The following is a 26993-nucleotide window of genomic DNA, read 5'->3' on the forward strand; positions in this document are numbered from 1 at the left end:
GCTCCTTTGCCGGCAAGATAGCATTCCTAAGCGCTCATACCAATAGATAAGAACAGTTATGAAAACGCCCCGCCATGGGCGGGGCGCCGTCGTTTCCTTACTCCGCCGCCGCGTCCGCCTCGGCCGTGTCGTCGGCGATGAAGCCGCCGGACTGGCGGGTCCACAGGTCGGCGTAGATACCGCCGTTGGCGACCAGCTCGGCATGGGTGCCCATCTCGCGGATGCGGCCCTTGTCGAGCACGACGAGGCGGTCCATCTCGGTCAGCGTCGAGAGGCGGTGGGCGATGGCGATCACCGTCTTGCCCTGCATGAGGGCGAAGAGGTTTTCCTGGATCGCCGCCTCGACCTCGGAATCGAGCGCCGAGGTCGCCTCGTCCAGCACCAGGATCGGCGCGTCCTTCAGGAAGACGCGGGCGATGGCGATGCGCTGGCGCTGGCCGCCGGAGAGCTTCACGCCGCGCTCGCCGACCTGCGCGTCGAGGCCGGAGCGGCCCTGCTGGTCGCTGAGGCTCTCGATGAACTCCCAGGCATTGGCGCGCTTGGCCGCCTCGATGATCTCCGCGTCGCTCGCATCCGGCTTGCCATAGGCGATGTTGTCGCGGATCGAGCGATGCAGCAGCGAGGTATCCTGCGTCACCACGCCGATCTGCGAGCGCAGGCTGTCCTGCGTCACCGTCGCGATATCCTTGCCGTCGATGGTGATCCGGCCGGATTCGAGATCGTAGAACCGCAACAGCACGTTCATCAGCGTCGTCTTGCCGGCGCCGGAACGCCCGACGAGGCCGACCTTCTCGCCCGCACCGATATTGAGCGACAGGTCTTCGATCACGCCCTTGTTCTTGCCGTAGTGGAAGCGGACGCGGTCGAAGGCGATGGCGCCCCTGGCGGCCGGCAGCGCCGGAGCCTGCGGCTTGTCCTCGATGTCGTGCGGCTTGGTCATCATGCCCATGCCGTCATAGACCGTGCCGATATTCTCGAAGAGCGCGGTCACTTCCCACATCACCCATTGCGACATGCCGTTGATGCGCATGGAAAGGCCGACGGCAACGGCGACTGCCCCCACCGTCACGTCGCCCGCCATCCAGAAATGGATGCCGACGGCGGCGGTCAGGAACATCGCGACGACATTGTTGAGATCGATCAGGATGTTGAACCGCGTGATGAGCCGCATCTGCTTGTGCACGGTCTGCAGGAAACCGTCCATGCCCTCGCGGGCATAGGTCTCCTCCCGGCCGGCATGCGAGAACAGCTTGACGGTCGCGATGTTGGTGTAGCTGTCGACGATGCGGCCCGTCATCATCGAGCGCGCATCCGCCTGCTCGCGCGAAACCACCATCAGCTTCGGCACGAAGTAGCGCAGGATGCTCACATAGAAGACGAACCACACGACCAGCGGCACGACGAGCCGCAGGTCCGCCGAGGCGATGATCGCGATCATCGAGACGAAGTAGCTCACCACATAGATGAAGACGTCGATGATCTTCATCACCGTCTCGCGCACGGCGAGCGCCGTCTGCATCACCTTCGTCGAGACGCGGCCGGCGAACTCGTTGGAGAAGAAGGTCATGCTCTGGCGGATCAGGTAGCGGTGCATCTGCCAGCGGGCGATCATCGGGAAATTGCCCGCGAGCGCCTGGTGCATGGTCATGGTGTGCAGCGCGCCGAAGCCCGGGATGAGGACGAGCAGCAGCACGGCCATCCAGACCAGCGTGCCGCTCTCGCGAGCGAGGAACGTGCCCGGATCGCCCGCGGACAGCCAGTCGACGATATTACCGAGGAACTGGAAGAGCAGCACTTCCGCAATGCCGAGCACCATCGAGCAGAAACCGAGCACGAAAAGCCACGGCGCCGCGGGGCGGGTATAGTGCCAAAGGAAGGCGAAAAGCCCCTTGGGCGGAAGCGAGGGCGCCTCCGCGGGATAGGGATTCAAGCGTCTTTCGAACCAGCCGAACATGGCTTTCTCCGTAATGAAAGACCGAACCGGCGCGGACGGCGCAAAACGGGCGCTGTCGGAAAGGGGTTCCGGTCGGTTGCCGCGCGACGGAAAGCGTCACAGGGCGAATTGAAATGAAGGCGATCTGGGAATCCGGGCGGCGAAATGCCTAGGCGAGAAGCGGCGTGAATCCGGCCGGGAGGCGGTGCCGATGCGTGATATCCATCATGATCCTCCCTTGTCTCGCGTTTCAGATGCGCTCTGGTTAGCGCGAAACGGCGCAATTTTCCAGATGCTTTGTCGCAAAATCGCCGCTCGCGCCAATCCTGTTGCCATGCCGCCACATCCGGGCTAGGCGACAGGCCATGTCCGACCTGCGCATCGCCCTCTACCAGCCCGACATTGCCGGCAATACCGGCACGATCCTGCGTTTCGCCGCGTGCCTCGGCCTTGCGGTGGACATCGTCGAGCCGGCGGGCTTCGACATTTCCGACCGCAGCCTGAAGCGGGCCGGCATGGATTACCTCGCCGCCGTGACGCTGACGCGGCATGTCAGCTGGGACCGTTTCGAGGAATGGCGGGCGGCGAGCGGCCGCCGGCTGGTGCTCGCCTCGACGAAGGCGGCGGGCCTCTATACGGATTTCGCCTACCGGCCGGATGATATCCTGCTCTTCGGCCGCGAAAGCGCCGGCGTGCCGAACCGGGTGCACAAGACGGCGGACGGCCGGGTGCTCATTCCCATGGTCGAGGGCCAGCGCTCGATCAATGTCGCGCTCTCCGCCGCGATGATCTGCGGCGAGGCGCTGCGCCAGACGGGCTTTGCCTGACCTAGCCATCGCCCGACCGCGCCGGCCGCGCGGCGAAGGCGACGAGGCCGATGGCCAGCACCACGGCCCCGACGAGCCCATAGGCGCCTCCATATCCGAAGCGGCCGATCAGCGGCTGCGAGACGATGGGCGAGAGGAACTGGCCGGCGAAGATGCTGGAGACGAGCAGCCCGGAAACGCGCCCGCGCAGGGCGGGCGGCGCCAATAGCATCGCAGCCGCGGCGAAATTCGGCATGATCGTGCCCATGCAGATGCCCGAGACCGCCATGGCCAGAAGCACGCCGACATAGCTCTCCACCATCGACAGGAGGAGGAAGGAAAGCCCGGCGGATGCGAAGCCGAGGCCGAAGACGCCCATGATTCCCAGCCGGCGCCTGAAGGGCGCGAAGGCGAGCGCGCTCGCCACGCCGACGAGCTGCCCCGCGCCGATGGCCGTGCCCGCAAGGCTCGGCGCGGCAAAACCGAGGCGTTCCAGATGGAAGGGCAGTTGCGTCGGGATCATGTAGAAGGCGATCATGTTGATCGCCGCCGCGAGGAACAGGAGGCCGAGCAGCGCCGCCCTTCGCCCGCCGAGCCTCGCCTCCCTCGCCGTCGCCCCCGCCCGGCGCATGCGCTGCGGCTCCGGCAGGAAGGCCAGCGCCGCCGGCAACAGCAGGATCGCCGCCGTATAGATGAGGAACGGCCCGCGCCAGTGGATTTCCGCAAGGAAGCCGCCGCCCGTCAGGAAGATCGTTCCGCCGATGCCGACGAAGGCCTGCTGCAGGCCCATGTAGCGGTCGCGCGCCGGCCCCTGGAAGAAGTCGCCGACCAGCGCCGTCGTCGCCGTCATGATGCCGCCGACGGCGATGCCGAGCACCGCCCGGCCGGCAAGAAGGCCGGGCAGCGTATCGAGAACCAGCCCGGAGGCGCCCGCGACGGCGAAGAGTGCGAGCGAGGCGAGCAGCAGGGGCTTGCGTCCGAAGCGGTCGACGAGAAAGCCCGCGGCCGGCGAGAACAGCGCGATGAACACCGCCGGCAGCGTCAGCACGAGCCGGCTGAGCAGCGCGACGTTCTCCACCTCGGCGAACCGCGCCGCGATGCCCGGCAGCGAGGCGGAGATCGTCGCGCCGGACATGATGGTGAGCGTGCTGACGAAAAGCAGCGTCGCGTTGCGCCGGTATTCCTCCGGCGAGCGGGCGACCTCGGCCGTCGCGTATTGATCGGGCCTCATGCCGCCACCTCGTCATAGCGCGTCGCGATGCGCGCCGCCTTCAGCGCGTTCGCCCACCAGGTCAGCCGCTTCATCAGCATGGCGAGCTGGCCGCTGAGCTGGCCGGGGCGGAACGGGTTGCCGGCGGGATCGAACTGCGTCCAGGCATGGGGAAGGCTCACCGTGTCGCGGATCGCCACGGCATGGAGCTCGGCGAAGACCAGCCGCAACTGCTCCACCGCCCTGAGCCCGCCCGAGACCCCGCCATAGGAGACGAAGGCGATGGGCTTGGCGTGCCAGGGCCGGAAGCAGCAATCGATGATCGCCTTCAACGCCGCCGGATAGGCGTGATTGTATTCCGGCGTGACGATCAGGAAGGCATCCGCCTGCAGGATCTGGCTTTCGACGCGCTCCGCCGAGGCTTCGTCGAGGCCGCCGGGCGTGAAGGCCAGCTCGGCCGGGTCGATGCGGATGACGTCGTATTGGCCGAACCCGGCAAGCTCCGGTTCCAGCCATCCCGCGATCGTATCGGCAAAGCGCCCTTGCCGGCCGCTGCCATAGATGAGGGCAATGGTCAGTCTGTCTGTCATGCTGTTTCGCTCCGTGTTGGAAAAGCAGGGAGCGGCTGGTATAAAACCTCAAGTAAAGTTGAGGTCAACAGCCATGACGGAAAAATGTCCGAACGATGCCATGCCGCGCGAGCTCAGCGTCGGCGAAGTCGCCGAACGCAGCGGCGTCGCGGTTTCCACATTGCATTTCTACGAGACAAAGGGGCTGATCCGCAGCCAGCGCAACCGCGGCAACCAGCGGCGCTATCCGCGCAGCATCCTGCGCCGCGTTGCGGTGATCAAGGTCGCCCAGCGCACCGGCATTCCGCTGGCCGAGATCGCCGATGCGCTCTCCGTGCTGCCGCACGACCGGCCGCTCACCGCGCAGGACTGGCGCAGGCTCTCGCAGACCTGGCGCACGCTGCTGGACGACCGCATCGCGCGGCTCACCAAGCTGCGCAACCAGCTCGACGGCTGCATCGGCTGCGGCTGCCTTTCGATGCGCGAATGCCCGCTGCGCAATCCGCTGGATACGCTGGCGGCGGAAGGCCCGGGCCCGAGACTGCTCGAGCCCGATCCGGCTTAATCGAGCCGCGAGGCGAGAAGCTTGTCGACGCGGCGGCCGTCCATGTCGACGACCTCGAAGCGCCAGCCCTGGGTTTCCGTGATCTCGCCGGTCTTCGGCAGCTTCTGGAGGGATTCGATGACGAGGCCGGCGGCCGTCTGGTAGCTGCGGCGGGCCGGCAGAGTCAGGCCGAGGCGGTCGGCCATCTCATCGATGGGCATGGAGCCGGCGATGAGCCAGGAACCGTCCTCGCGCTGCACCGCATATTCGTCGTCGCCTTCCTCGATATCGGCGCGGAACACGCCGGCAATCGCCTCCAGCACGTCGGCGGGGGTAATGATCCCCTCGAAGTGGCCGTATTCGTCATGGACGAGCAGGATCGGCACTTCCGAATTGCGCAGCGCCTCCAGCACGCGCATCGCATCCATCGTGTCGGGCACGATGGGCGCGGGGCGGACGAAGGAGCGGATATCCAGCGGCTGGCCGGTCAGAATGGCGGAGAGCATCTCGCGCTTCTGCACGATGCCGACGATGGTTTCCGGCCCGCCATCGGCGACCGGCATGCGCGAATGCGGGCTCTCGGTGAGCTGCTGGTGGATTTCCTCCACCGTATCGCCGAGGTCGATCCAGTCGACATCGTTGCGCGGGGTCATGAGGCCGCGCGCCTCGCGGTCGGAAAAGCGCATGACGCCGGCGATCATCAGCTTCTCGCCGCCCTCGATGACGCCGGCGGCCTCGGCTTCGGCGACGATGGTCTTGATCTCCTCGTCGGTGACGACGCTTTCGGAGATCTCGTGCTGGCCGAGCAGGCGGAAGATCACCCGCGTCGAGGCGTCCAGCACCCAGACGGCCGGCGCGCCGATCTTGGACATCAGCGACATGGCCGGCGCGACCATCGTCGCGAAGCGCTCGGGATTGCGCAGCGCGATCTGCTTGGGCACCAGCTCGCCGATGACGACCGACAGGAAGGTGATGAGAAAGATGACGATACCGTAGCCAAGCGGGTCGGCGAGCCAGTCCGGCACGCCCTCGGCAAAGAGGATGTCACGCAGGCGCCCGCCGAGCGCGGCACCGGAGAAGGCGCCGGCCAGGATGCCGATGAGCGTGATGCCGATCTGGACGGTGGAGAGGAATTTCCCGGGGTTTTCCGCAAGCTTCAGCGCCGATGCGGCGCCGCGCGAGCCCTGGGCGGCCATGGTCTTGAGGCGCGGCTTGCGCGAGGAAACGATGGAAAGTTCGGAAAGGGCAAAAACCCCGTTCAGGAGAATGAGGAAGACAGCGATCGCGAGTTCGAACAAGGACTATGAGCCGTGCTTGAGAACCGCAACGGCGCCTTTCTGTTGATGACGATGGCCGCAAGATAGGGGCGCACGGGTTCGCCGTCAATCGAGCTTGCCGATCACGGTATCGTCAGGCCCGCCTCAATCGGCGCTCGGCAGCCGGCGCATGGTGAATTCGATGCGGTCGCCCTCCAGCATCCGCCAGCTTTCCACCTCCGTCCAGTAGGCGGCCTTCGGCCAGAGATCGAACCATTCGCGCGCCTTCTCACGCGCCGCCTGCCGTTCGAGGCAGAAGGTCTCGCGCACGAAATGCCCCTCGCCGCGAAAGGGCTTTTCGCGGCGGCGGCGCTCGATCTGGCGCCTCAGGCCTTCGAGGGGCGGTCCCGGAATGCGCGCCATGCAGGTTTCCTCCAGGGCGGATCCGGCGCTTGCATCCCGAAGCCGCGTGAAACGTCTTGCTGCACTTTCAATAAAGGAAGATAGGCCAGCGCCCGCGCTTTTGCGAGTCCCGCGCCGCCGGCTCATTTCGCCCCCGCGGTTGCAAAAAAGGGCAAATTTAACGACTGTGGCCGAAATGCGATTCGGCGGTGCGTCCGCCGGCGGGAAACATCCCAGCGGGAAATATCATGGAACGACCAGACCTGCCGAAGGGCCTGCCTGAGGACATCGAAGACAAGAAGGCCATGGCGCGCGCCTGGTTCGAGCAGTTGCGCAATGCCATCTGCGCCAGCTTCGAGGCCCTTGAGGACGAGCTGGAAGGCCCCCTCTCCGATCTGCCGCCCGGCCGCTTCGTCGGCAAGGACTGGCTGCGCGAGGACGGCGAAGGCGGCGGCGGGCGCATGTCGATGATGGAAGGCCGCGTCTTCGAGAAGGTCGGCGTCCATACATCGACGGTCTACGGCGAGTTCTCGCCGGAATTCCGCACGCAGATCCCCGGCGCCGGCGAAGACCCGCGCTTCTGGGCCTCCGGCATCTCGCTGATCGCCCATCCGGTGAACCCAAACGTGCCGGCCGTGCACATGAACACCCGCATGGTCGTCACCACCAGCCGCTGGTTCGGCGGCGGCGCGGACCTGACGCCGGTGCTCGACCGCCGCCGCGTGATGAGCGACCCGGACACCGCCCTCTTCCACAAGGCGATGGAGATTGCCTGCAACCGCCATCCCGTCGCCGACCATGCGAAGTTCAAGGACTGGTGCGACGAATACTTCTTCCTCAAGCACCGGAACGAGCCGCGCGGCACCGGCGGCATCTTCTACGACTGGCTGCATTCGCCGGAAGAGCTCGGCGGCTGGAATGCCGACTTCGCCTTCACGCAGGATGTCGGCCGCGCCTTCGCCATGGTCTATCCGAAGATCGTCCGCTCCAACTTCAACAAGGGCTGGACGGAGGAGGACCGCGACGAGCAGCTCGTGCGACGCGGGCGCTATGTCGAGTTCAACCTGCTCTACGACCGGGGAACGATCTTCGGCCTGAAGACGGGCGGCAATGTCGATTCCATCCTCTCCTCCATGCCCCCGGTGGTGCGCTGGCCGTGAGCCGCTAGGACCGATCGACATTCAGCTCAGGCTGAGCCGAAAATGGTGCTTTTCCGGGATCCGGAGCGCAGCGTACTTTCGGTACGTGAGCACCGGAAGCCCGGAAAAGTGCCGTTTGCAGGCCGGCATGGGCTGAATGTCGATCGGTCCTAGCACGCTTGTGATTACGGTTTGCCCTTCCTGCGTGGTAGAATGCTTCCAGCATGATTCCACGGAGGAGGCAGTCATGATCAATGCGATGCAAGACGCAGTGCATTCGGGCCTCGACCCGCAATCCGCCGATTTTCTCGATCGTTTCGCCGAAACCATCCGCGCCGAGAGCGGCATGGACCTGCCGCATGCCTATTTCGTCGAGGAGGCCCGGCTGCGGCTTTCCCACGAAAACGTCCACGCCATCGCCGGGCGAAGGGCAAGGCCCGAGCCGCTCCGCTCGTCCGCCTGCTTCGACTGCTGGGCCAGGGACGAGGACGCCGCCTGACGGCGTGGAACCGGACGCAACCTTCGCCGTTTCCGAAGACGGCCGATACGGCCGCGGACCCGTCGCGGTTTGGCCGGAACGGCCTCATCTGCTATACTCGTCCCGTTGAAACGACAGGAGATAGTCATGAGACTTTTTGAATGCGGTTCACTCGTCCCCGGATGCGACTGGCATACGCGCGCCCATGACGACGCCGAAGTCGTCCGCCGCGCGGTGGAGCACATGCGCACGGCCCATGGCGAAACCACCATCCGGGAAAGCATGGTCGAGCACATCAAGGAACGCATCGTCGACGAAAAGGCGGCGGATGCCGCCTGACGGAGGGAGGCTCTTCGCTGGCCGGATTGCATTCGGCGAGGCAAGACCCCTCCCCAACCCCTCCCCACAAGGGGGAGGGGCTTACCGTGCAGCACCCTCTGCATTCCAGTTCAAACGATGAGCAAGCCTCCTGCCTTCTCCCCCCTTGTGGTGGAGATGCCGGCAGACAGAGGGGGTTTTCGGGCGCTAATTAGCCTTCACAAAGGCATCCAGCCGCGCAAGCAGCCTGGCCCGATCCTCATGAAAATTCCCGGCCACCCACTCGTCCTCGATGGCCGACAGCGCCGCGCCGACCGTCGGCCCGGCGGGAATACCGGCGGCCAGCACATCCGCACCCGTCAGCGGGAAGGACGGCTTGCGCCATTTCTCCGCGCGCGCCAGAAGACGCTGGCAGAGGCCGGAAAAGGCAAGCGCCTCGGGATCGCCGAGCCCGCGCGCGCGCGCGGCGGCGAGCGCCAGCTTGAGGCGCATGGTCAGCCCCGAAGGTCCATTGCGATAGAGCAGCCGGTCGAAGGCCGTCTCGGCAAGTTTCGGCGCGATCTCGGGGGCGGCCGCCCAATGGTCGAGCATCGCGGCCTCCGCCTTCGAAAAGCGTAAGCGCCCGGCGAGCGTCTTCAACCGTTCCCGGTCGGCCGGCACCATGGCGGCAAGGCGCAGCATCGCGTCCGGCTTCCAGCCGAAGGCCTTTTCCGCCTCGATCAGGCCGGGGATCGCATCGATACCCCACTTTTCCGTCTCCGGCAGGATTTCCGTCAGCACGCCCGCCTGCCGCATCCAGAGCAGCGCGCGGCCGGGATCGGGCGCGCCGAGCAGCTTCTTCGTCTCGGACCAGACCCGCTCGGCGGAAAGCTTCGCAAGGCTCGCCTTCGCCCGCGCGCAGGCCTTCAGGCCCTCGGCATCCGGCCGGCCGCTGCCGTAGAGCGCGAAGAAACGGAAGAAGCGCAGGATGCGCAGGTGATCCTCCGCGATGCGCGTCGCCGCATCGCCGATGAAACGGACCGTGCGGCTCTCGATATCCGGCAGGCCGTTCACCAGGTCGACCACTGTCCCGTCCTGCTTCGCATAGAGCGCGTTGATGGTGAGGTCGCGCCGCTCGGCGTCCGTCTGCCAGTCCGTGCCGAAGGCGACGTCCGCGTGGCGGCCATTGGTCGAAACGTCCCGGCGCAGCGTCGTCACCTCGAAGGGGGTGCCGTCGATGACCAGCGTCACCGTGCCGTGCTCGATGCCCGTCGGCACCGCCTTGATGCCCGCCGCCTTCGCGCGCTCGACGACGGCCTCCGGCCGCAGCGTCGTCGCAATATCCACATCGGCCACCGGCAGGCCCATCAGGCTGTTGCGCACGGCCCCGCCCGCCACGCGCCCCTCGCCGCCGTCGCTATTGAGCAAGGCCAGTACGCGCACGAGCGCCGGATCGGAAAACCACGCCTCGCCCGAGACAGACGTCATGCATAAAGCCTTTCATAGATCACCCGCACGATGCCGGCGGTGATGCCCCAGATATTATGCCCTTCATAGGGCATGCGATAATAATGCCGCTCGCCACCGAGCCAGATGCCGCTGCCCTGTTCATGGTTGCGCGGATCCATGAGGAAGGAGAGCGGCACGTCGAAGACCGTCTCCACCTCCGCCGGGTTCGGGATCAGCTCGAAACCCGGCCGCACGACCGCCAGCACCGGCGTGATCGAGAAGCCGGAAAGCGCCTTGTACTGCGGCAGCCGGCCAACCGGCTCGACAAAGCGGCGGTCGAGGCTGATCTCCTCCTCCGCCTCGCGCATCGCGGCCGCCTCGACGTCCTCGTCCTCCGCGTCCACCGCCCCGCCCGGAAAGGCGACCTGGCCGGAATGCTTGCGCATCGTCGCCGTGCGCTGGGTGAAGATGACGCGCGCCTCCTCGCCGTGATCGACGACGGGGATCAGCACGGCGGCATCGCGCAGCTTCATATCCTCCAGATGGGGAATGACGCCGGGATTGAGCAGGCTGTCGCCATGATCGCGCCAGCTCTCCTCGCCGAGCGTCAGGCTCTGCTCGATGGCCCGGCGGCGGAACTCCGCGGCGCTGTAGGGCGCAAAGCTCATCGCGACAACGCATCCAGCTCGGCCGCCGGCATGACCGGGAAGACCACGCCGCCCGAGCGCACCGAAAACATCGGCGCGCCGTCGATCTCGACCGTCTCGCCGAGCTCGACCAGATCGTACATCACCGCCCGCGAGACCAGCGCCTCCAGCCGGCCGCGCACGAGGAGATAGGGCTTCAGCTCGCTGTTTTCGCCGGCGATCACGAAGCGCAAGGAATGCTCCACTCCCGCCTCCACCACGTCGCCGACATTGGTGCGGAAGGTCAGCACCTGCGCCGCGCCCTCCCCGCTCGCATTCATCTCGACGGCGAGGAAGGGCGCGTCCGCGACGCGGATGCCGACCTTCTCGACCGGCGTCACCAGATAGGTCTTCCCGTCCTCGTCCTTGCGCAGCACCGTGGAAAAAAGCCGCACCAGCGGCGCGCGGCCGATGGGGGTGCCGAGATAGAACCACGTGCCGTCGGCGCGGATCTCCATGTCGATATCGCCGCAGAACGGCGGGTTCCAGCGCTCGACGGGCGGCAGGCCGCGTCCGCCGGTCTCGGCGCTCGCGCGCGAGATCAGGGCGGCCAGTCCCGCGGCATCCGTGCTGTCGCCAATTTCACCTGTTGCCATTGTTCCGTCCCGGTTGACCCCTATCTCCCCGAGAGGAAAAGGTGGATTAAGACACGAGATAGTCATTTCGTGGCCGCTTGTCAGCCACGGCTGGGCTAATAAGCTCTCAGGACAGGGACGCGCGCGGCAGGGCCACGATTCGTCCAAGGTTTCAAACGGCACTGGAGACGACCATGGGCGTTCAGAATTCCTCCGAGGCGGGCCTCGACGAGAAGGCGGTGGTCGCTGCCGCCGAACGCGCGCTCTCCGATATCGCCCGCGTCCGCCAGGAAGTCGCCAAGGTCATCTTCGGCCAGGAAAGCGTCGTGGAGCAGACCATGCTCGCCGTGCTCTCCGGCGGCCATGCGCTGCTGGTCGGCGTGCCGGGCCTTGCCAAGACCAAGCTGGTTGCCACGCTCGGCACGGTGCTCGGCCTTTCCGCAAGCCGCATCCAGTTCACGCCCGACCTCATGCCCTCCGATATCCTCGGCTCGGAGGTGATGGACCAGGACGAGAACGGCAAGCGTTCCTTCCGCTTCGTGCCCGGCCCGATCTTCACCCAGCTCCTGATGGCCGACGAGATCAACCGCGCCTCGCCGCGCACCCAGTCCGCCCTCTTGCAGGCCATGCAGGAATACCATGTGACGGTCGCAGGCGCCCGCAACGACCTGCCGAAGCCCTTCCATGTGCTGGCGACGCAGAACCCGCTGGAGCAGGAAGGCACATACCCGCTGCCCGAGGCCCAGCTCGACCGTTTCCTGCTGCAGGTCGACGTGCACTATCCGGAACTTGCCGCCGAACGGCAGATCCTGCTCGAAACCACCGGCGTCACCGAGGCGCAGGCGGGGGCCGCGATCTCCGCCGACCGCCTCGTCGAGATCCAGACCCTCATCCGCCAGATGCCCGTCAGCGAGAAGGTGCTCGACGCGATCCTCTCGCTGGTGCGCTCGGCGCGCCCCGGCAACGGCGTCGCCTCCACCGACAGGCATGTCGCCTGGGGCCCCGGCCCGCGCGCCGGCCAGGCGATGATGCTCTGCGCGAGAGCCCGCGCGCTCTATGACGGCCGCCTCGCGCCCTCCGTCGACGACGTGCTGGCGCTTGCCGAGCCGGTCCTCCAGCACCGCATGGCGCTGACCTTCGGCGCGCGCGCCGAGGGCATGTCGGTGCGCGACGTCATCGCCGATCTCGTCCGGCAGGCGGGCGGCTGAACAGGATAGAAGCATGGCATCCGTCGGCCAGATCGTCCAACCGACCCCGACCCGCGACGTGCTCTCGCGGGCGCAGGCCCGTGCCGCCCTCGTTCCCGACTGCATGGTGGAGGCCCAGCGCCTCGCCAACACGGTGATCGCCGGCTGGCACGGCCGGCGCAAGCGCGGCATCGGCGAGAATTTCTGGCAGTTCCGCCCCTATGTCGACGGCGAGAGCCTGTCGCGCATCGACTGGCGGCGCTCGGCCCGCGACGACCATACCTATGTGCGCGACCGCGAATGGGAGGCCGCCCACACCGTCTGGATCTGGGCCGACCTTTCGCCCTCGATGATGTACAAGTCCACCTTCGGCGCCGTCTCGAAGGAGAGCCGCGCGCTCGTCCTCATGCTGGCGCTCGCCGAAATCCTCGCCCGCTCGGGCGAGCGCATCGGCTGCCCCGGCATCATGGAGCCGATCGCCGCGCGCAACGCCGCCGAGCGCCTCGCGACAGCCCTGATGCACAACCCCGCGGCCGATGGCCTGCCGGACACCGCCATGATCCGTGGCAACAGCGATATCGTGCTGATCGGCGATTTCCTCGATCCCGTCGCGGACGTGATGGACCGCCTCGGCCCCCTCGCCCGGCGCGGCCTGCGCGGCCATGTCGTCGAGGTCGCCGACCCGGCGGAAGAACTCTTCCCCTATGCCGGCCGCACCGAGTTCACCGATCCCGAAAGCGGCATGAAGCTGACGGCCGGCCGCGCCGAGACGCTGAAGGACGACTATGCCCGCGCCTATGCCGCGCGGCGCGAGACCCTCGCCGACAATCTCCGCCATCTCGGCTGGAGCTTCATCACCCACCGCACCGACCGCCTCGCCTCCGAGGCGCTGGTCGCCGTGCACGCCTATCTCTCCGGCTTGCCCGCGATGAAGACGGAGGGTATTGGCCGATGAGCGCTTTCGCCTTCGCCTTTCCCGCCGTGCTGACCGCGCTGGTGCTGTTGCCCGTCATCTGGTGGCTGCTTCGCCTGACGCCGCCCAAGCCCGTCACCGAGGTCTTCCCGCCCTTCGCCATCCTCGCCTCGATCCTCAAGCGCGAGGAGACGCCGGCGCAGAGCCCCTGGTGGCTGACGCTGCTGCGCATGCTGATGGCCGCCGCCGTCATCCTCGCCATCGCCGACCCGGTTTTCAACCCGCGCACCAGCACGCTGGCGACCGGCGGCCCGCTCGTCCTCGTCGTGGACAATAGCTGGGCCGCCGCCACCGACTGGAAGCAGCGCGTCGAGACCGCCTCCATGCTGATCGACGATGCCGAAGGCCGCGACCTGCCGGTCTCGCTGGTGCTGACCGCCGACCGCCAGCAGGATGCCGTGCCGGTCGATGCCGTGACGGCCCGCAACCACCTCGCCGCCGCCGAGCCGCGCCCGCTGCCGGCCGACCGCAAGGCGGCCGTCGCCGCGCTGCGCACCGCGCTCGACGGCGCAAGCCCCGGCACCGTCGCCTTCATCACCGACGGCATGGCGGGCGAGGCGACCGACGACACGGTCGCGGCCCTGCAGACCCTCTCCCCGGCCGACTTCCGCCTGATCGCAGGCGATGGCGCACCCGCCGTCGCCGTCACCGCGGCGGCCAACGGGGCGGATGCGCTTTCCGTCACCCTCACCCGCCTCGACGGCGGCCCGGCGCGCAGCCTGCCGCTGACGGCGCATGACGGCCACGGCCGGCCGATCGCCGCCGGCACCGCCGATTTCGCCGCCGGTGCGACGACCACGACCGGCACGATCACCGCGCCCTTCGAGCTGCGCAACGATTTCGCCCGCATCACCATCGACGGGCTCGCCAATGCCGGCGGCGCCTATCTCCTGGACGACGGCTTCCGCCGCCGCCGCGTCGCCTTCCTTTCCGGCGAGGTGGTGGACAATACCCAGCCGCTGCTTTCGCCGCTGCACTATATCAACCGCGCCCTCGCGCCCTATGCCGACCTGATCGAGCCGAGCATCGCCGACCTCTCGGTCGCGATCCCCGAACTGCTCGAGCAGAACCCTTCCGTGCTCATCATGGCCGATATCGGCCGCCTGCCGGGCGACGTGCAGGACAAGGTGAAGCGCTGGATCGAAGGCGGCGGCATGCTGATCCGCTTCGCCGGCCCGCGCCTTGCCGCCGCGCCCGCCGACGACCCGCTGGTGCCCGTCATGCTGCGCAAGGGCGAGCGCGCGCTCGGCGGCGCGCTCTCCTGGTCCGAGCCGCAGCCGCTATCGGCCTATCCGGCGGGTAGCCCCTTCTTCGGCATGCGCGCGCCGGAAAACATCCTCGTCAAGCGCCAGGTGCTCGCCGAGCCGACGCCGGACCTTGCCGACCGCACCTGGGCGAGCCTTGCCGACGGCACGCCGCTGGTGACGACGGGCCCGCTCGGCGCCGGCAGCATCGTGCTCTTCCATGTCAGCGCGGAGACCGGCTGGTCCAACCTGCCGCTCTCGGGCGATTTCGTGGAAATGCTCCGCCGCACCGTGCAGCTCTCGCGCAGCAGCGGCGCCTCGGCGAAGGGCGGCGAACAGGCGAAGGGCCTGCCGCCCTACCGCCTGATGACAGCGGGTGGCACGCTCGCCGCGGCGACCGGCGAGGCAAGGCCGCTCGTCGTCGATGGCGCGAAGAAGATCGCCAGCTTCGACAACCCGCCCGGCCTCTACGGCACGGAGGACGGCTATGTCGCGCACAACCTCTTCCCGCCCGGCCATGAAATCCGTCCGCTCGCGCTTCCCGAAGGCGCTTCCATCCAGCGCGAGCCGCTCGCCGGCAAGGAGACCTGGTCGCTGAAACCCTATCTCTTCACCCTCGCCGCCCTCCTGCTTCTGGCGGATTGCGCCATCGTGCTCCTCATGGGCGGCGCCTTCGCCGCCGCGGCCCGCAGCGTGCCGAAGCGCGGCGTGACCGCCGCGATACTGCTGGCGCTCGCCGCCGGAACGCTCGCGGGCCTGCCCTCCGAAAGCCGTGCGAACGATGCCAGGCCGGGGGACGAGCTGCTGATGTCGCGGCTCGATACGACACATCTCGCCTATGTCGTCACCGGCGAGAGCGACGTCGACCGCATTTCCGAGCGCGGCCTTGCCGGCCTCACGGAATTCCTCACCTACCGCACGACGCTGGAGCCCGGCGAGCCAGTCGGCGTCGACATTTCGCGCGACGAGCTGGCGCTCTACCCGATCATCTACTGGCCGGTGAGCGCTTCGGCCGAAATGCCCTCCAGCACCGCGATCAGCCGGATCGACGCCTATATGCGCAACGGCGGCACGGTGCTCTTCGACACGCGCGACCAGTTCGTCTCGCTCGACGGCAATTCGACGAGCCCGAACACCGAGCGCCTGCAGGCGATCCTCGCCAATCTCGATATTCCGCCGCTGGAGCCCGTCCCGGCCGATCACGTCCTGACCAAGGCCTTCTACCTGCTCGCCAACTTCCCCGGCCGCTATGCCGGCGGCCCGCTGTGGATCGAGGCGGAGCTCGACCGCAAGGAGGACCCGTCACGCCCCGCCCGCGCGGGCGACGGCGTGTCGCCGATCATGATCACCGGCAACGATTTCGCCGGCGCCTGGGCGATCGACGCCAACGGCATGCCGCTCCTGCCGACCATTCCGCCCGACGAAGTGCAGCGCGAACACGCCTTCCGCGCCGGCGTCAACATCATGATGTACATGCTCACCGGCAACTACAAGGCGGACCAGGTGCACGTTCCCGCCCTGCTCGAACGGCTGGGGCAGTGACATGACCTTTCAGTTCTCCCCCTTCCTGCCCTGGATCGCCATCGCCCTCATCGGCGCCGCGGGCCTCGCGTTCGCCGCGCTCGGCTTCTGGCGCGGCCTGCGCGGCGCCTTCCTGCGCGCGCTGGCGCTCGCCCTCCTGGTGCTCGCTCTCGCCAATCCGGTCTTCCTGCAGGAGGATCGCGAGGCGCTCTCGACCGTCGTGCCGGTCATCGTCGACCGCAGCCAGAGCCAGGACAACGAGGACCGCACGGCTCAGACCAATGCCGCGCTGGAAGGCCTCAAGGAGCGCTTCGCCCGCTATCCGCGCATCGAGCCGCGCATCGTGGAAGCCGGTGACGACGGCAAGTCGGACACGCCCTCCACCCGCCTCTTCGACGCGCTGAACGCCGCCATCGCCGATGTGCCGCGCTCGCGCGTCGGCGGCGCGATCCTCATCACCGACGGCCAGGTGCACGACATTCCCGAGGCCTCCGCCTTCTCCAGCTTCGACGCCCCGGTCCATGCCCTCGTCACCGGCCGCCCGGACGAGTTCGACCGCCGCATCGAGGTGGTCAGCGCGCCGCGCTTCGGCATCGTCGGCGAGGAGCAGGAGCTGAAATTCCGCGTGGTGGACGACGGCAAGGGACCGGACACGCCGGCCCGCGTGACCGTCCGCCTCAATGGCAACCAGATCGCCTCGGAGATCGCCCAGCCCGGCACCGAGCAGCCGCTCGGCTTCACCGTGCCGCGCGGCGGCAACAACATCCTTGAGTTCGAGGTGGAGCCGGTGACAGGCGAGATCACCACCGCCAACAACCGCGCCGTCCACGTCATCGAGGGCATCCGCGAGAACCTGCGCGTGCTGCTCGTTTCCGGCGAGCCGCATGCCGGCGAGCGCGCCTGGCGCAACCTGCTGAAGTCCGACACGGCCATCGACCTCGTACACTTCACCATCCTGCGTCCGCCAGAAAAGCAGGACGGCACGCCGATCAACGAACTGTCGCTGATCGCCTTCCCGACGCGCGAGCTCTTCGTCGACAAGATCAAAGAGTTCGACCTCATCATCTTCGACCGCTACCAGCACCGCGGCGTGCTGCCGATCCTCTATTACGACAACATCGCGCAATATGTGGAGAATGGCGGCGCGCTGCTGATCGCGGCCGGGCCGGAGCATGCGGGCAACGATTCCATCGCCGGCACGCCGCTCTCGGCCGTACTGCCGGCGACGCCGACCGGCGCGATGAACGAGGCGCCCTTCTATCCGCGGCTTTCCGAACAGGGCAAGAAGCATCCCGTCACGCGCGGCCTCGAAGGCGCGAACGACGAGCCGCCCCATTGGGGCCGCTGGTTCCGCACCGTCGACGTCGAGCGCCCGGAAGGCAATGTCGTCATGGAGGCCAATGACGGCAAGCCGCTGCTGGTGCTGAACCGCGCCGGCAAGGGCCGCGTCGCCATGCTCCTCTCCGACCAGGGCTGGCTCTGGGCGCGCGGCTTCGAGGGCGGCGGCCCGCATGCCTCGCTCTACCGGCGCACCGCCCACTGGCTGATGCAGGAACCGGCGCTGGAGGAGGAGGCGCTGACCGCGCGCACCTTCGGCCGCACGCTCCAGATCAACCGCCAGACCATCGGCGACGCGCCGGGCGAGGCGACGCTGAAGCTGCCCTCGGGCAAGACGCAGCGCGTGGCGCTCACCGAGGCAGAGCCCGGCCTCTACCGCGCCGAGGTGCAGACCGCCGAGACGGGCCTCTACGAGATCATCAATGGCGACCTCAACGCCCTCGTCCATGTCGGCGCGGTCGACGCCCCGGAATTCAAGGCGACGATCTCGACGACCGAAACGCTGAAGCCGCTCGCCGATGCCACGAAGGGCACGGTCCGCCGGCTCGTCGCCGAGAATGGCGAGGCCGTCTCCCTGCCGCCGCTGCTGCCGGTCTCCGGACAGGTGCGCAGCATCGACGAGAACCGGCTGTCGCTGCACATGACGGACGAGACGGTGCTGAAGGGCATCAACTCGCTGCCGCTCTTCGCCGGCTTTGCCGGCGTCGGCCTGCTGCTGCTCGCCTTCTCGGCCATGTGGTATCGCGAAGGGCGTTGACCTCCCCTGCATTTGCGCTAATCTCCCCGCACGGCCGGAGGCGGCCGGCAGACCCGCGCCTTTTCCGAAGGCATGGCGAACGCCTCCTCAACAACCTTTCTCCACCGTTCATCGTTGGGCGAAGGCGTCGGCAATGCGGGCACTGACGGGGACTTCGCCGGAACGGAAGGAACGGACATGCGCGATTTTCGCGATGCCAAGGCCATGGCGAAAGCCATGCGGGAAACGCTGGCCGCCCGCAATATCGAGATCAGCCACAGCGAAGCCCTCGAAATCGTCGCCCGCCAGTTCGGCGTGGAGACCTGGAACATCCTCTCCGCGAAGATCGAAGCGAAACCGCCGGAAGGCGGCATCGCCTTCGAGCAGGCGGTGCCCATCGTGCGCATCTTCGACGTGGCGAAGGCGCATGAATTCTACCTCGGCTTCCTCGGCTTTTCCGTCGACTGGGAGCACCGCTACGGCGAAAACTTCCCGCTCTACACGCAGGTCTCGCGCGGCGGGCTGCGGCTGCATCTTTCCGAACATGCGGGCGACGCCACACCCGGCGGCAACATGGTCGTCTACATGACGGGCATCCGCGCCTTCCAGAAGGAGCTGATCGGCAAGGATTACCGCTACATGAAGCCGGGGCTGGAGGACGAGGGCTCGCGGCTGGAGGTGACGGTGACCGACCCCTTCCAGAACCGCATCCGCTTCATGGAGTTGAAGGGGTGAAGATCCTTCTGCCTGCCGGGGTCTTCCTGTAACGCCCCGGCTTCGCGGGGCCACCCCCTCTGCCTGCCGGCATCTCCCCCACAAGGGGGGGAGAAAGACAAAGGCTTGCTCACCGTTCCAGAAGGGATTGCCGACGGAGCGGCACTTTAAGTCCCTCCCCCTTGTGGGGAGGGATTTAGGGAGGGGTCTTCCTTGCGAGGGGCCTTCACGCCCGCCAGGCGATGACGCCTTTCAGCCGCTCATGCGTATCCGCCGCGAAGGGCATGACGAGCACACGCGCCGGATCCACCGGACCGGGAAACGCCAGCGCGTTCCACGCCACCTTCTCGAAGCCGAGCGGGCCGTAATAGGGCGGGTCGCCGACGAGGACCACGGCCTCCGAGCCCTTCCGCTTGGCCGCGGCGCAGGCGATGCGCAGCAGCTCCCGGCCGATGCCGCGGTTCTTGTGCGAGGGCCTGACGGCGAGCGGGCCGAGAAGATGTGCCTTCACCCCGCCGGCCATGACGGGCGTCATGCGCACGGAGGCGATCGTCTCGCCGTCATCCGTGCAGACGAAGGAGAGCGAGAGGTCGTGCGGCCCCTGCTCGCGGATGCGCGCGGCCGCGCGGACATGCCGGCCGGGGCCGAAGGCTTCCTCGTTGATCAGTTCGATGGCGGCGTCGTGGGAGGCATCTTCCGTCAGGTAGACGATATCGTGCTTGAGCATGTTCATGGATCGGGGAACCGGATACGAAGCTGTGGATGCGGGTGATCGCGCCGCCGCCGAAGGGGGCGCAGCATGAAGCATCAGCGTCGTCGTGGGGTTCCCGTATAGAACATGCGTCTCGTCTTCCTCGCCGGCCGGAGTGCCGGTGCTGGTCTGCGCGGATAGCAGAAATTTTCGATCTGTCAAAGAGCAAAACGCACCGTTCACCAAAAAGCGCCTATCCAGCCCGGCCCCATGCGCTATCTATGAACGCACGTTCAGGCCGGATGAAACGGCGAAGGAGACAATCATGGGCATGCTCGTTGACGGCGTCTGGCATGACGTCTGGTACGATACGAAATCGACGAAGGGCCATTTCCAGCGCTCCGTCTCGCAGTTCCGCAACTGGATCACGCCGGACGGCGCCCCCGGCCCGACGGGCGAAGGCGGCTTTGCGGCGGAGGCCGGCCGCTACCATCTCTATGTCTCGCTTGCCTGTCCCTGGGCGCACCGCACGCTGATCTTCCGCAAGCTGAAGAAGCTGGAAGACCTCATCACCGTCTCCGTCGTCGATCCGCTGATGCTGTCGAAGGGGTGGGAATTCAAGGGCGAGAACGGCGGCACGCTCGATCCGCTGTTCGGCGCGTCCGCGCTCTACGAGGTCTATCTCAAGGCCGATCCGCACTATTCCGGCCGCGTCACGGTGCCGGTCCTGTGGGACAAGAAGCAAAACCGCATGGTCTCGAACGAATCGGCCGAGATCATTCGCATGTTCAACTCCGCCTTCGACCGGATCACCGGCTCGCGCGAGGACTTCTATCCGGAGCCCCTGCGCACCGAGATCGATGCGCTGAACGACAGCATCTACGACACGGTCAACAACGGCGTCTACAAGGCCGGCTTCGCGACGACGCAGGAGGCCTACGAGGGCAATGTCACGAAGCTCTTTGCCATGCTGGACAGCCTGGAAGAACGGCTGTCGACGAAACGCTACCTCACCGGCGAGCGCATCACCGAGGCCGACTGGCGGCTCTTCACGACGCTGGTGCGCTTCGACCCGGTCTATGTCGGCCATTTCAAGTGCAACATCCGCCGCATCGCCGACTATCCGAACCTCTACGGGTATCTGCGCGAGCTCTACCAGGTGCCGGGCGTCGCCGGGACGGTCAACATGCGCCACATCAAGGAGCACTATTACCGCAGCCACGTCACGATCAACCCGACGGGCATCGTGCCGGTCGGCCCGGAGATCGACCTCGCCTCCCCGCATGGCCGCGAGCGGCTGAAGGCGGCCTGACCTACCAGAAATCCGCGAAGGGCGCTTCGCCTGCGATTTCCGCGAGCCGCCGGCGGGTGGCCGCGGTGGTCGCGGCCGGCAGGGCGTCAAGCGCAAAGAAGCCGGCCTCGACGATCTCCCGGTCCTTGAGGCGCGGCCCCGTCTGCGTGACGCCATCGCAGCAGTAGAGCAGGACGTGATCGCGCTTGCTGGTCTGCCGGTTGAAATAGATGTGCAGGAGCTGCGGTTGCGCGCCGATGACGAGGTTCCCCTCCTCCCAGATCTCCTTGGCCAGCGCCTCCAGCGCCGTCTCTCCCCGCTCGATGCCGCCGCCCGGCAGGTGCCAGCCGGGCACATAGCTGTGGCGCACGAGGAAGATGCGGCCGGCCTCGTCGAAGCAGGCCGCGCGCACGCCCATGGTCATGCCGCGCGAGAGCGCGAAATAGACGTGCAGCACGCGCGTCACGAGCTTCACGAACGGGCTTCTGGTCGGCGGGGCATCGTCATCCATCGCGGCACTTCGCCGGAACCCTTCGGCCAAATCAAGGCTCATCGCGGCAAAGAGCCCGGAATATCCACGCCTTGCGTTTCCCTTGGCCGGCTTATGCTCTAAGGAAGGGTATGTTCAGACTTGCCCATATATCGGACGTCCATCTCGGGCCGCTGCCGGCCCTCACCTTCCTGGAACTGTTCTCCAAGCGCATCACCGGTTTCGTGAACTGGCATCGCAACCGCCGCCGGCACCTCTTCACCAACACGCTGGACATCGTGCTCGAGGATATCGAGCGGCAGGCCCCCGATCACCTCGCCATCACCGGCGACCTCGTCAACCTCGCCTCCTCGCTGGAGATCGCCGCGGTGAAGCGCTGGCTGCCGGAGGCCGGCGCGCCGGAAAACGTCTCGGTCGTGCCCGGCAACCACGACGCCTATGTGCGCGGCGCCTACGAGAAATCGACGCGCGCCTGGTATCCCTATATGCGCGGCGACGCCGCCCCCGCCGAATGGCAGGAGGACACGCACGTCTTCCCGTATCTGCGCGTGCGCGGCCAGGTGGCAATCATCGGCTGTTCGACGGCCGTCGCCACCCCGCCCTTTTCCGCGTCGGGCTATTTCGGCAGCCGGCAGGCGCGGGAGACGGTGAACATGCTGCGCGCGGCGGGCGAGGCCGGCCTCTTCCGCGTCGTGCTCATCCACCACCCGCCGATCCGCGGCGCGACGGCCTTCCACAAGCGCATGATCGGCATCCGCCGCTTCGCCGCGACCATCTCGACCGGCGGGGCGGAACTCGTCCTGCACGGCCATACCCATCTCAACACGGTGAACTGGCTGCCCGGCCAGACGAAGCCGGTTCCGGTCGTCGGCATCGCCTCGGCCTCGCAGGGGCCGGGCGGCCACAAGCCGCCGGCCGGCTACAACCTCTTCTCGATCTCGGGCGCGCCGGGCAACTGGACCATCGAGCGCGAGCGCCATGCCCTGACACCGGACGGGCTGGCCCTGTCGCTTGCCGAGACGACGCGCCTGTGAAAAACGGCGAATAAATCCCTCCCGCCATCCGTATTCCCTTCTCAGAGCGGCTCGCCCGAAAAGGCGGCATGAACGGCCGCTCCCGCACGGCCAGCGCCCGGCAAACGGCCCGATCAGGAGGGATCAGAGACATGCTCCGCCACACGATACTGCTTTCATTCTGCGCCGCCGTCTCGCTGACGGCGCTTTCGGCTGCCCGCGCCGCCGATTCCGACACGACCACGCCGCCCGCCGCCACCGAAACCACGACGACCTGCACGGACGGCAAGATCTGGAGCGACGAGAAGAAGGAATGCATCGCGCCGGAAGACATGAAGCCGGCCGAGGGCACGGGTGACGAGACGCCGGAGGAACAGAAGAAGAGCGAGCGCCGGATCGACGACAAGCTCTATGAAGCCGCGCGCGAATTCGCCTATGCCGGCCAGTACGAAAATGCCCTGCGCGCCCTGCGCGCCGCCCGCGACCAGGAGGATCCGCGCATCCTCAACTATCTCGGCTACAACACGCGCAAGCTCGGCAACATGCAGCTCGGCATGAGCTACTACAGGCGGGCGCTGCAGAAGGACGAGAACTACATTCTTGCCCGCTCCTATATGGGCCAGGCCCTGATCGAGCAGGGCGACATCGAGGGCGCCCGCGTCCAGCTCGTCGAGATCCGCGACCGCGGCGGCGAGAACACCTGGGCCTACCGCGCCCTGCTCCAGTCGCTGGGCGGCGAGCGCGCCAGCTACTGACCGCGCGTCCAACTCGGGAATAAACGTTGCGGAACGCGGGGAAACTGCGTTCCGGATTGCCGTTCATGCTTGCGGACCAAGGGAAGAATGTTTCATATCAGGCGGTCGCTGCCCGGCCGGGGGGCGAATAGAGTTTTGATCCCGAACGTTCCCTTGGAAAAGCAATGCGTCCGACGGCAGAATCGAATGAGTTCCGGCGAGAATTGGTCAATTTGCTGCCGAAGCTGCGCCGTTTCGCCATGACGCTGACGCGCAACGGCAGCGATGCCGACGACCTCGTGCAGGAAGCATGCGAGAGGGCCATCACGCGAAGCCATCTCTGGAACGGGGAAGGCCGGCTGGAAAGCTGGGTTTATGCCATGACGCGCAATCTCTGGGTGGACGAGATCCGCAAGCGAAAGGTCCGCACAGGGTCCGGCACCGTAGATGTTGCCGAGCAGGACAGCCTGCATGTCGACGCATCGGCCGACAAGGCGGTCTATGCCAAGCAGTTGCACAAATTGATCATGACGATGCCGGAGGGCCTTTCGAGCGTCTTCCTGCTGGTGAATGTCGAAGGGCACAGCTACCGGGAGGCGGCGGATATCCTCGGGATACCCATCGGCACGGTGATGAGCCGGCTCTCGGCGGCCCGCATCAGGCTCGCGGCCATGATCTCCGAACAGGCAGAAAGGAGGGCCTGATCGTGGAAAGCACACAGGGTCTCCCGCTCGAGGTGCGGCTGTCCGCCTATCTCGATGGCCAGTTGCCGCAGGCCGAAGTCGAAGAGATCAATGGCATTCTCGCCGCCGACGACGAGGCCCGCGCCGTCTATGAGAAGCTCAAGCTCGGCAGCGAGTTCGGCGCGCGCGCCTTCGACAGGATGCTGCAGGAGCCGATCCCGCTCGACCTCGTGCGCAACATCAAGGAAGCCGGCCGGAACGAGGAGGGCGAGGCGCCGAAGCTCGGCTTTGCCGGCGCGCCCGTCGCCGCCGTGCCGGCAGGCCGCCGCAGCGCCTTCTGGCCGCAGGCGCTCGCCGCATCGCTGGTGATCTTCCTGTCCGGCGGCGCCGTCGGCTACCTGATCTCCGAGCAGAAGCAGACCGCCTTCCAGGCCGCCAGCAACCAGTTCGCCCCGGCCCGAACCTGGCTGGACGACATCGCCGACTACCACCGCATCTATTCACGCCAGGCGCGCCATCTGGTGGAAGTGCCGGCCAACGACGCGGCGCATATCGTGGAATGGCTCTCGGCCAGCACGGGCGTGAAGTTCCAGCTTCCCGACCTTTCGGCGGAAAAGCTCACCTTCGAGGGCGCCCGCCTGCTCGTCGCCGGCGGCAAGCCGACCGCGCAGCTCCTCTACCGCGATGCCGACAACGAGGTCTTCGCCATCTGTTTCCTGCAGAGCGAGCCCGTCGACGGCAGGACGTCGCTTGCCGAAAGCATGCGCAACGACATCGGCCTCGTCTCCTGGCAGAAGGGCAACGCCTCCTACGTCGTCGTCGGCCCCTCGGCCGACCCGAACCTGGAGCGCATCGCCGAGGCGGTTTCCACGACCATCTAGGTCGGTCGCCTTTGGGGCCGCCGCCCTCACGACAATCGTAAGCCGACAAAAAGAGCCCGGCAGCAACGCTACCGGGCTCTCGTCATTTCATGCGTACCGGCCGATCAGCCGCGCGTCGCCAGCACCCGGTTGGCGGCGGAGACGATGGCTTCCAGCGAGGCGGTCACGATGTTCGTGTTGATGCCGACGCCGAAGAGCTTGCCGCCCGGATGCTCGACCTCGACATAGGCGATGGCCGCCGCGTTCGAGCCGTGCTGGAGCGAGTGCTCGGAATAGTCGGCGACGGACATGGGAATGCCGAGATAGATCGACAGCGCATTGATGAAGCCGTCGATCGGGCCGGTGCCCCTGCCCTCGATGCGCTTCACCTCGCCGCCGTCGGTGATTTCGGCCGCGACGATGCGCGTGCCCTTCTGCTCGCCGTCGGGATAGGTGTGGTGGTCGACGAAGCGCAGGCGCGTGCCCGGCTGCGTGACGTAGCGCTGCATGAACTGCTCATGGATGCGCTTGGAGGGAAGCTCCACGCCTTCCTCGTCGGTGATGCGCTGGATCTCCTCGCGGAACTCCACCTGCAGGTTGCGCGGCAGGTTGATGCCGTAGTCTTCCTGCAGGATATAGGCGATGCCGCCCTTGCCGGACTGCGAGTTGATGCGGATGATCGCCTCGTAGGAGCGGCCGACGTCCTGCGGGTCGATAGGCAGGTAGGGCACTTCCCAGAGCGGCTTGTTGGCCTTCTTGATCGCCTTCATGCCCTTGTTGATGGCGTCCTGGTGCGAGCCGGAGAAGGCCGTGTAGACCAGTTCGCCGACATAGGGGTGACGCTCGGGGATGACCATCTCGTTGGAATATTCGTAGACCGCCTTGATGCGCTCGATGTCGGAGCAGTCGAGCTTGGGATCGATGCCCTGCGTGTACATGTTGAGCGCCAGCGTGACGACGTCGACATTGCCCGTGCGCTCGCCGTTGCCGAAGAGCGTACCTTCCACGCGGTCCGCGCCGGCCATCAGGGCGAGTTCCGTCGCGGCGATGCCGGTGCCGCGGTCGTTGTGCGGATGCAGCGAGACGATGACGTTCTCGCGGTTGTCGATGTTGCGGCACATCCATTCGATCTGGTCGGCATAGATGTTCGGCGTCGCCATCTCGACGGTGGAGGGCAGGTTGAGGATCAGCTTGTTGTCGGCGGTCGGCTTCACGATCTCGACGACGGCGTTGCAGATCTCCAGCGCCACTTCCAGCTCGGTGCCGGTGAAGCTTTCCGGCGAATATTCGAAGCGGTAGCCGCCACCGGCCCTGGCCGCCATGTCGGTGATCATCTTGGCCGCGTCGGTCGCGATCTGCTTGATGCCGGCGACGTCCTTGGCGAACACCACGCGGCGCTGCAATTCGCTGGTCGAGTTGTAGAAGTGGATGATCGGCCTGTGCGCGCCTTCCAACGCCTCGAAGGTGCGGGTGATCAGCTCCGGCCGGCACTGGACCAGCACCTGCAGCGAGACGTCGTCGGACACGTTGCCCTCCTCGACGCACCAGCGGGCGAAGTCGAAGTCGGTCTGCGAGGCCGAGGGGAATCCGATCTCGATTTCCTTGAAGCCCATGTCGAGCAGGAGCTGGAACATGCGGGCCTTGCGGTCGTGGCCCATCGGGTTGACCAGCGACTGGTTGCCGTCGCGCAGGTCCACCGAACACCAGATCGGCGCCTCGGTGATCGTCTTGCCGGGCCAGGTACGGTCCGGGATGTTGATCGTCGGATAGGCCTGATACTTGGTTGCGGCATCGGGCATGCCCTGCTTGGGCGTGTGGGTCTTCACAATCATCGCGTCTTCTCTTCGTCGTCCCGGCATTCGCGAAAGCGTCTTAGCGCAACGGTCGGCGCTTGGCGACGGCGAATGCTGGCCATGGGCGGCCAGAACCGGAATTAATGCATGGGGTGAAACGAGGAGCTATTGCCGGACGGGCTTTTCGGCCGCCGGGCGCTCCTCAGCGAACCCGGCAACCGCGCGTAAGGCCGAGAAGAAGAAGCGAGGAGAAGCCGCGCGAACGCTCGCGAACAGCAGCGCTGCCGCGGGAAACTCGTTCGATGATCTGTGCGCCGGTCTTCAACATGATGGGGCGCTTATAGCGGCGGGAAGGCCGCTGCGCAACCCACCAAGACGAAA

Annotated in this window: 25 protein-coding genes and 1 pseudogene; 15 read left to right on the top strand and 11 right to left on the bottom strand. The window is 66.9% G+C overall.

What is annotated here, in order from left to right; translation table 11 throughout:
• Positions 1-97: 97 nt before the first annotated feature.
• A complete protein-coding gene (locus tag ACZ1A1_RS12545; RefSeq protein WP_463620212.1) occupies positions 98-1954 on the bottom strand; it encodes an ABC transporter ATP-binding protein in 1857 nt (618 codons plus the stop codon).
• Positions 1955-2298: 344 nt separating this feature from the next.
• On the opposite strand from ACZ1A1_RS12545, the gene ACZ1A1_RS12550 reads away from it, so the two are divergent.
• Positions 2299-2760, top strand: a complete 462-nt coding sequence (locus ACZ1A1_RS12550) for a tRNA (cytidine(34)-2'-O)-methyltransferase (protein ID WP_463620213.1) — start codon at positions 2299-2301, stop codon at positions 2758-2760.
• Between the two features lies 1 nt (position 2761).
• On the opposite strand, the gene ACZ1A1_RS12555 is transcribed toward ACZ1A1_RS12550, so the two are convergent.
• On the bottom strand, positions 2762-3970 hold the full coding sequence (locus tag ACZ1A1_RS12555; protein WP_463620214.1) for an MFS transporter: 1209 nt from the start codon (positions 3968-3970) through the stop codon (positions 2762-2764).
• Positions 3967-4539: an NADPH-dependent FMN reductase gene (locus ACZ1A1_RS12560; protein ID WP_463620215.1), complete on the bottom strand. Its 573-nt coding sequence runs from the start codon at positions 4537-4539 to the stop codon at positions 3967-3969. Before ACZ1A1_RS12560 ends, ACZ1A1_RS12555 begins: the two co-directional genes overlap by 4 nt.
• Positions 4540-4612: 73 nt before the next feature.
• Between ACZ1A1_RS12560 and soxR the strand changes: the two genes are divergently transcribed.
• Complete coding sequence (gene soxR / locus ACZ1A1_RS12565) at positions 4613-5083, top strand: redox-sensitive transcriptional activator SoxR (protein WP_313193493.1); 471 nt, start codon at positions 4613-4615, stop codon at positions 5081-5083.
• Here the strand turns inward: soxR and ACZ1A1_RS12570 are convergent.
• Positions 5080-6360, bottom strand: a complete 1281-nt coding sequence (locus tag ACZ1A1_RS12570; RefSeq protein ID WP_463620216.1) for a hemolysin family protein — start codon at positions 6358-6360, stop codon at positions 5080-5082. The two genes, soxR and ACZ1A1_RS12570, sit on opposite strands and share 4 nt — an antisense overlap.
• A 123-nt stretch (positions 6361-6483) precedes the next feature.
• Positions 6484-6741, bottom strand: coding sequence for a hypothetical protein (locus ACZ1A1_RS12575; RefSeq protein ID WP_313193495.1), 258 nt, complete (start codon positions 6739-6741; stop codon positions 6484-6486).
• A 227-nt stretch (positions 6742-6968) separates the two neighbouring features.
• On the opposite strand from ACZ1A1_RS12575, the gene hemF reads away from it, so the two are divergent.
• The 3 genes from hemF to ACZ1A1_RS12590 all read left to right on the top strand — a co-directional run bounded on the left by hemF (position 6969) and on the right by ACZ1A1_RS12590 (position 8676).
• On the top strand, positions 6969-7880 hold the full coding sequence (gene hemF / locus ACZ1A1_RS12580; protein WP_415214306.1) for an oxygen-dependent coproporphyrinogen oxidase: 912 nt from the start codon (positions 6969-6971) through the stop codon (positions 7878-7880).
• 226 nt (positions 7881-8106) lie between these two features.
• Positions 8107-8358: a hypothetical protein gene (locus ACZ1A1_RS12585; protein ID WP_313193497.1), complete on the top strand. Its 252-nt coding sequence runs from the start codon at positions 8107-8109 to the stop codon at positions 8356-8358.
• Between the two features lie 126 nt (positions 8359-8484).
• Positions 8485-8676 carry a DUF1059 domain-containing protein gene (locus ACZ1A1_RS12590; protein ID WP_119256993.1) on the top strand — a complete coding sequence of 64 codons (192 nt, stop codon included), beginning with the start codon at positions 8485-8487 and terminating at the stop codon, positions 8674-8676.
• A 186-nt stretch (positions 8677-8862) separates the two neighbouring features.
• Here ACZ1A1_RS12590 and ACZ1A1_RS12595 read toward each other — a convergent pair whose 3' ends face one another.
• Genes ACZ1A1_RS12595 through ACZ1A1_RS12605 form a run of 3 tightly spaced genes read right to left on the bottom strand, consistent with a single transcriptional unit; the run spans position 8863 to position 11365 of the window.
• Complete coding sequence (locus tag ACZ1A1_RS12595) at positions 8863-10122, bottom strand: CCA tRNA nucleotidyltransferase (protein WP_463620217.1); 1260 nt, start codon at positions 10120-10122, stop codon at positions 8863-8865.
• Positions 10119-10751: a CoA pyrophosphatase gene (locus ACZ1A1_RS12600; RefSeq protein WP_463620218.1), complete on the bottom strand. Its 633-nt coding sequence runs from the start codon at positions 10749-10751 to the stop codon at positions 10119-10121. The genes ACZ1A1_RS12595 and ACZ1A1_RS12600 overlap by 4 nt, the downstream gene beginning before the upstream one ends.
• Positions 10748-11365 (bottom strand): DUF1285 domain-containing protein, encoded by a 618-nt coding sequence (locus ACZ1A1_RS12605; protein WP_463620219.1) that lies wholly within the window; start codon positions 11363-11365, stop codon positions 10748-10750. Before ACZ1A1_RS12605 ends, ACZ1A1_RS12600 begins: the two co-directional genes overlap by 4 nt.
• Before the next feature lie 173 nt (positions 11366-11538).
• On the opposite strand from ACZ1A1_RS12605, the gene ACZ1A1_RS12610 reads away from it, so the two are divergent.
• The 5 genes from ACZ1A1_RS12610 (at position 11539) to ACZ1A1_RS12630 (ending at position 19078) form a co-directional block, all read left to right on the top strand.
• The gene (locus ACZ1A1_RS12610) at positions 11539-12552 is read left to right on the top strand and encodes an AAA family ATPase (RefSeq protein ID WP_463620220.1); all 1014 of its coding nucleotides are present in this window, start codon (positions 11539-11541) and stop codon (positions 12550-12552) included.
• A gap of 13 nt (positions 12553-12565) precedes the next feature.
• Positions 12566-13486: a DUF58 domain-containing protein gene (locus ACZ1A1_RS12615; RefSeq protein ID WP_415214301.1), complete on the top strand. Its 921-nt coding sequence runs from the start codon at positions 12566-12568 to the stop codon at positions 13484-13486.
• Positions 13483-16290 (top strand): DUF4159 domain-containing protein, encoded by a 2808-nt coding sequence (locus tag ACZ1A1_RS12620; RefSeq protein ID WP_463620221.1) that lies wholly within the window; start codon positions 13483-13485, stop codon positions 16288-16290. Before ACZ1A1_RS12615 ends, ACZ1A1_RS12620 begins: the two co-directional genes overlap by 4 nt.
• A 1-nt stretch (position 16291) precedes the next feature.
• A complete protein-coding gene (locus ACZ1A1_RS12625) occupies positions 16292-18364 on the top strand; it encodes a hypothetical protein (RefSeq protein WP_463620222.1) in 2073 nt (690 codons plus the stop codon).
• A 177-nt stretch (positions 18365-18541) separates the two neighbouring features.
• Positions 18542-19078, top strand: coding sequence for a glyoxalase superfamily protein (locus ACZ1A1_RS12630; protein WP_454635003.1), 537 nt, complete (start codon positions 18542-18544; stop codon positions 19076-19078).
• 205 nt (positions 19079-19283) lie between these two features.
• On the opposite strand, the pseudogene ACZ1A1_RS12635 reads toward ACZ1A1_RS12630, so the two are convergent.
• Positions 19284-19787: pseudogene (locus tag ACZ1A1_RS12635) on the bottom strand (GNAT family N-acetyltransferase); the annotation flags it as partial.
• 286 nt (positions 19788-20073) lie between these two features.
• Here ACZ1A1_RS12635 and ACZ1A1_RS12640 point away from each other — a divergent pair.
• Positions 20074-21060 (top strand): glutathione S-transferase family protein, encoded by a 987-nt coding sequence (locus ACZ1A1_RS12640; protein ID WP_463620223.1) that lies wholly within the window; start codon positions 20074-20076, stop codon positions 21058-21060.
• Position 21061: 1 nt separating this feature from the next.
• Here the strand turns inward: ACZ1A1_RS12640 and ACZ1A1_RS12645 are convergent, their stop codons facing one another.
• On the bottom strand, positions 21062-21550 hold the full coding sequence (locus tag ACZ1A1_RS12645) for an NUDIX domain-containing protein (RefSeq protein WP_463620224.1): 489 nt from the start codon (positions 21548-21550) through the stop codon (positions 21062-21064).
• A gap of 110 nt (positions 21551-21660) precedes the next feature.
• Here ACZ1A1_RS12645 and ACZ1A1_RS12650 point away from each other — a divergent pair, with 110 nt between their 5' ends.
• The 4 genes from ACZ1A1_RS12650 (at position 21661) to ACZ1A1_RS12665 (ending at position 24840) form a co-directional block, all read left to right on the top strand.
• On the top strand, positions 21661-22563 hold the full coding sequence (locus ACZ1A1_RS12650) for a metallophosphoesterase family protein (protein WP_415213613.1): 903 nt from the start codon (positions 21661-21663) through the stop codon (positions 22561-22563).
• 122 nt (positions 22564-22685) lie between these two features.
• On the top strand, positions 22686-23297 hold the full coding sequence (locus ACZ1A1_RS12655) for a hypothetical protein (RefSeq protein WP_463620416.1): 612 nt from the start codon (positions 22686-22688) through the stop codon (positions 23295-23297).
• Positions 23298-23461: 164 nt separating this feature from the next.
• The gene (locus ACZ1A1_RS12660) at positions 23462-23980 is read left to right on the top strand and encodes an RNA polymerase sigma factor (RefSeq protein WP_313193509.1); all 519 of its coding nucleotides are present in this window, start codon (positions 23462-23464) and stop codon (positions 23978-23980) included.
• 2 nt (positions 23981-23982) lie between these two features.
• Positions 23983-24840 (top strand): anti-sigma factor family protein, encoded by an 858-nt coding sequence (locus ACZ1A1_RS12665; protein ID WP_463620225.1) that lies wholly within the window; start codon positions 23983-23985, stop codon positions 24838-24840.
• A 104-nt stretch (positions 24841-24944) separates the two neighbouring features.
• Here the strand turns inward: ACZ1A1_RS12665 and leuA are convergent, their stop codons facing one another.
• A complete protein-coding gene (leuA, locus tag ACZ1A1_RS12670; RefSeq protein ID WP_313193511.1) occupies positions 24945-26651 on the bottom strand; it encodes a 2-isopropylmalate synthase in 1707 nt (568 codons plus the stop codon).
• Between the last annotated feature and the right edge of the window lie 342 nt (positions 26652-26993).

It is taken from the genome of Shinella sp. R2-11, from assembly GCF_055330205.1.